Source organism: Bradyrhizobium sp., from assembly GCF_019242285.1.
Classification (GTDB): Bacteria; Pseudomonadota; Alphaproteobacteria; order Rhizobiales; family Xanthobacteraceae; genus Bradyrhizobium.
The window spans coordinates 1-4,444 of record NZ_JAFAVV010000662.1 but is presented as its reverse complement, the minus strand read 5'-3'; the positions used below and the strand labels follow the sequence as shown (position 1 = coordinate 4,444).

Genomic DNA, 4,444 nt, shown 5'->3' with positions numbered 1-4,444 from the left:
GGGCCGGCTCACCATGCGCACCGCGATCCAGTAGCAGAAATTGCGCAGCGCCTGCACACCGGCATCCGCGCTCTGGAACTTGACCGCGAAGATCTTCTCGTTGCGGACGAACAGCACGCCGAACACCGGCACCAGCGACAGCACCGCGACCAGCGCGATGATCGTCGCGGCAAGCCCCGCCTCGCCGAACTTGCGGATCAGGTCGGAATTGGAGAATTGCAGCGCGATGAAGGAAATGCCGGCGGTGCCGTGGGTCAGCACGCAGGCCGGGCCGACCACCAGCACGGCGTTCCTGAAGGCCGTGACCTTGTCCTGGCCCGCGATCAGCCGGTCGCGCGCGGCGAAGGTGAGCTGCATCGAGTCCGAGAAGCTGATCACCATGATCAGCGGCGTCATCACGTTCAGGAACATGTTGAGGTTGAAATTCGCCCAGCCGAGCACACCGAGCGCGAGCAGGATCGCGATCATCGGCGGGAACGCCGCCGCCACCATGAACGAGATCTTGCGGAAGAAGATGATCGCGATGATGCAGCCTGCGAGGATGCCGAGGACGTTGTAGGTCAGCCCGTCGCGCTCGACCGCGTTGCGGATCTCGAGCTGCATCACGGGAACGCCGGACAGTTCGGCTGACAGCCCGGTGTCGCCGAGATCGTCCTTCATCGCCTTTCTGATGTCGCCAACGGTCTTGCTGAGGTCGTTGCTGGCGACCACCTTGGGCTCGAGCGACAGCACGATCAGCGCGAGCGTGCCGTCCTCCGACAACAGCTTGCCGCGGATGATCTCGTTGGATTTAACGGTCTCGATGAACTTGTCGTAGTCGGCGCCCTGCGGCAGCTCGGAGGGGAACAGCGCCGCCGGCAGCTTGCCGGGCGCCGGCGCCTGCCGCGCCGAGAACAGCGACACGATTCCGCGGACGCCGTCGACGAGCTGCACGTCGGTGACGAAATCGCGCAGCTTCTCGAGGTTGCCGCGCTCGAGCAGGGTCTTGCCCTCGACCACGGCGAGCACGTCGAACTCCTCGGCGGGAAACTTCTTGGTGACTTCCTCGTATTGGTGGAATTCCTTGCTGTCCGAGCGGAACAGTTGGCTCAGGCTGTCGTCGATCTTGATGCGCTGGATGCCGAAGACCGCGCCGACCATCAGCGCCACGAGGACGATGCAGGACAGGATCGGCGCCTTCATCGGGATCAGGCCGAGCCGCTCCACGCCAAAGGCGATGCTCCTGGCGGGCGGTGCCTCGACCTTCTCGACATGGATTTCGTTGTCGCGCGTTCTTTCGAGCATGCCTTGTCCAGTTCTTATGCGTCGGCTTGGTCGCGTCGTTTCGTAGGGCGTGGATTTCCGGCCCGACCGGCCACCTGCGCCGCGCTGCCTTTGTCCACGCCGCGCTAGCCCTTGAAAACATACGGAAAATTGCGGGCGCCGGTTTAGCAGGTCTGACCTGCACGTAGCAAGCACGGCTCCCGTTACAAATCCGCGTCCATGGGGCGGTTTTGCGGCGGTAGTGGTGGATTTGTCACGCCTGTCTACGCGCCGCCGATCCGGGGCGGCGTTTTCTCGCCGCTTTCGTCCTTCAGTGCGACGCCCGTCACCTCGCGCCGCAATCCTTCACCTGCCAGCCACGCGATCTTGAAGGCCGCCTCGTCGCAAGTCAGGCCCTCGCGGTGAATGTTGGAGACGCAATTGCGCTCGGCGTCGGTGCAGCCGATCCGGGGCGCGAAGGTGAGATAGGCCCCGAGGCTGTCGGGAGCCGACAGCCCCGGCCGCTCGCCGATCAACATCACCGCCATCCGCGCGCCGAGCATGGCGCCGATTTCATCACCCAGCGCCACCCGCGCGCCGGAGGCGACGACGACCACGCCGACGCCGATCCCTTCCGCGGCCAATCGCGGCATCAGGTGGCGCATCACCTCGGCGGCGTGGGCGTGCACCGCCTTCGGCGACAGCCCGTCGCCGATCACGACGATCAGGGGATCGGTATTTTTTTCGCCGGCCAGAAGCGCCGCCGAGGCCGGATCGAGGCGGCGGCCCAGATCGGGACGGCGGAGATAGAGCTGCCGCTCGACCGCCTGGCTCGCCACCCGCATCGCGCGAAGCCCGAGGCCGCCGAGCGCTGTGACCAGCGAAGACGCATCGAACGGCGCATGCACCGCGTCGCGCGCCCGCGCATGGTCAAGGGTGAAGCCGAGCAGCGCTTCCGTCGGCAGGCTCGCCCCCGACCGGCCGAGCGCCACCCGCGCCGGCGTCAGCTCCTTGAGATCGGCGATCGAGCGGGGGCGCGGCGGGGGAGGCTCCATCTCCAGTCTCGCGTCACTCGGCGGGCACGGCCGCCTCGCGCAGCCTGAGCGAATAGTTGGAGGCGTTCTGCCGGCCGCTGGAGGCCGCGCGCGCGAACATGATCAGGTGATGGGCGATCACCGCCGACCCGATGAAGCCTTCGATGTCACCCTTCGACAGCCGCGACCACGCGAATTTCCAGAAGCTGCGCCGATAATTGCCGCGCACCCCGACCTGCCAGAACAGGTTGCGCAGCATGATCAGGCCGCGCCTGATGTTGGCCCAGCTCTTCTTCTCCGGGCTGAGGGGCACCTTGAGGCGATTGGCATAGGTGTAGCTGCACTGATATTCGTAGCGCGCGAGCAGCTTCTCGGGCTCGTAGGCGACCTCCATGCATCTCTTCCACGAGCTGACGACATCGTCATAGGGCAGGAGGAATTCGACGTTGGAGTCCCTGCCCTCGTCGTGCACCAGGCGGTTCTCGCGTTCCAGCCGATCCCACAGCGGCGTCTTCGGCAGCGCCTGCAACAGGTTGATCGTCAACAGCGGAATTCTGGACTCCTCGACGAAGGCCTGCAGCGCCTCGCCGGTCTCCGGCTTGTCGGTGTCGAGCCCCATGATGATGCCGGACACGACCTCCATCCCGTAGGCGTTGATGGTCCGAACCCCTTCCAGGATCGGGACCATCATGTTGTGGTCCTTCTGCATCGCCTTCAGCGCGTCGGGATCGGGCGTCTCGATGCCGCAGAAGATCGTGACGAAATAGGCCTCGCGCATCTTCGCCAGGATCTCGGGACGCTTGGCGATGTTGAGCGTCGCCTCGCAGGCGAGCCGGGTGATGTAGCCGGTCCTCTTCTGCCACTCGACCAGATGCGGCAGCAGGTCCAGCGCCGCCTTGCGGTTGCCGATGAAGTTGTCGTCGACGAAATAGACGGTATCGGTCATGCCGCATTCGCGCAGCTTCTCGAGCTCGGCGATGATCTGCTGCGGCGTCTTGATCCGCGGGTTGCGGCCGTACAGCCCGGGGATGTCGCAGAATTCGCATTGATAGGGGCAGCCGCTCGAATACTGGATGCTGCCGAGGAAATAGCGGCGGGTCTCGGCCAGCTCATAGGCCGGGACCGGAAACTCGCTCATCGCCACGCGATCGACCGTCTTCAGCACGACCTGCTGCGCGGGACGCGTCACGTCGCAAGCGAGCCGCGCGATCAACTCGTTGGTGGCATCGCCGAGCTCGCCGACATGCAGATAGTCGAACGAGGGATAATAGTCCGGGCAGGCGCTGACCGACGGGCCGCCGAGCGCCACCGGAAGATCGAAGGCATGCGCCCGATGGCAGATGTCGTTCATCTGCTGGCGCTGGATGTGCATGCCGCTGACGAAGACGGCTTCCGCCCATTCGAAATCCTCCGCGCTCGCCGGGCGGATGTTCTCGTCGATGAAGCGGACCGGCCAGCTCTCGGGCAGATAGGCCGCGATCAGGAGCAGGCCCTGCGGCGGCATGAACGCCTTCACCCCATCGGTCAGGGGATAGGCATACTCGAACGTTCCGAACGCGGACGTATAGCGAGGAAAGACGCAGAGAATGCGGCGAGCCGCCTCGATGCCCTCAGCTCTCATCGGATTTCCCCTGAGACTTTCGCGAAAACCGGGAGACGATAAGCGTGCAGCATAAGGCTGATTTACGATTTCCTCAACATTGCGGGCGCGCACGCAGCTCTATGACGTGAGTGCGGCGGAACCGGTTCGATTGATAAGCGCGTCCTGCTCGATAAGTTGCGAGGCAAAACCGGGCAGCAGCCCCGCGTCACCGGCCAGGCGGAAGCCGGCGTCGGCAAGGCCCGCCCGAACCAGCCAGTCGTCGAACTCCGGCGCGCGCTTCAGACCGAACACCTCGCGGACATAGAGCGCGTCGTGAAACGAGGTCGACTGGTAGTTCAACATCACGTCATCGGCGCCCGGCACGCCCATCACGAAGTTGACACCGGCAGCCGCCAGCAGCGTCAACAGGTTGTCCATGTCGTCCTGATCGGCCTCGGCGTGATTGGTGTAGCAGACGTCGACGCCGAGCGGCAGGCCGAGCAGCTTGCCGCAGAAATGATCCTCGAGCCCGGCGCGGATGATCTCCTTGCCGTCATAGAGATATTCCGGGCCGATGAAGCCGACC

At 64.9% G+C, this 4,444-nt stretch carries 4 protein-coding genes; all 4 read right to left on the bottom strand.

The features are described 5' to 3' along the window. On the bottom strand, positions 1-1,284 hold a 1,284-nt coding region (locus tag JOY90_RS26665), incomplete at its 3' end, for an MMPL family transporter (protein ID WP_291694092.1). Between the two features lie 242 nt (positions 1,285-1,526). Continuing rightward, positions 1,527-2,297: an ethanolamine ammonia-lyase subunit EutC gene (gene eutC / locus JOY90_RS26660; RefSeq protein WP_291694091.1), complete on the bottom strand. Its 771-nt coding sequence runs from the start codon at positions 2,295-2,297 to the stop codon at positions 1,527-1,529. A gap of 13 nt (positions 2,298-2,310) precedes the next feature. After that, positions 2,311-3,897 carry a B12-binding domain-containing radical SAM protein gene (locus JOY90_RS26655; protein ID WP_291694090.1) on the bottom strand — a complete coding sequence of 529 codons (1,587 nt, stop codon included), beginning with the start codon at positions 3,895-3,897 and terminating at the stop codon, positions 2,311-2,313. Between the two features lie 99 nt (positions 3,898-3,996). Next, positions 3,997-4,444 (bottom strand): ethanolamine ammonia-lyase subunit EutB (eutB, locus tag JOY90_RS26650; protein ID WP_291694089.1); only part of this gene is annotated, 448 nt, incomplete at its 5' end.

What these genes read in the sequence shown, in the direction of transcription:
- eutC (WP_291694091.1), bottom strand. Translation starts at nt 2,297, where the DNA reads ATGGAGCCTCCCCCGCCGCGCCCCCGCTCGATCGCCGATCTCAAGGAG.
- JOY90_RS26655 (WP_291694090.1), bottom strand. Translation starts at nt 3,897, where the DNA reads ATGAGAGCTGAGGGCATCGAGGCGGCTCGCCGCATTCTCTGCGTCTTT.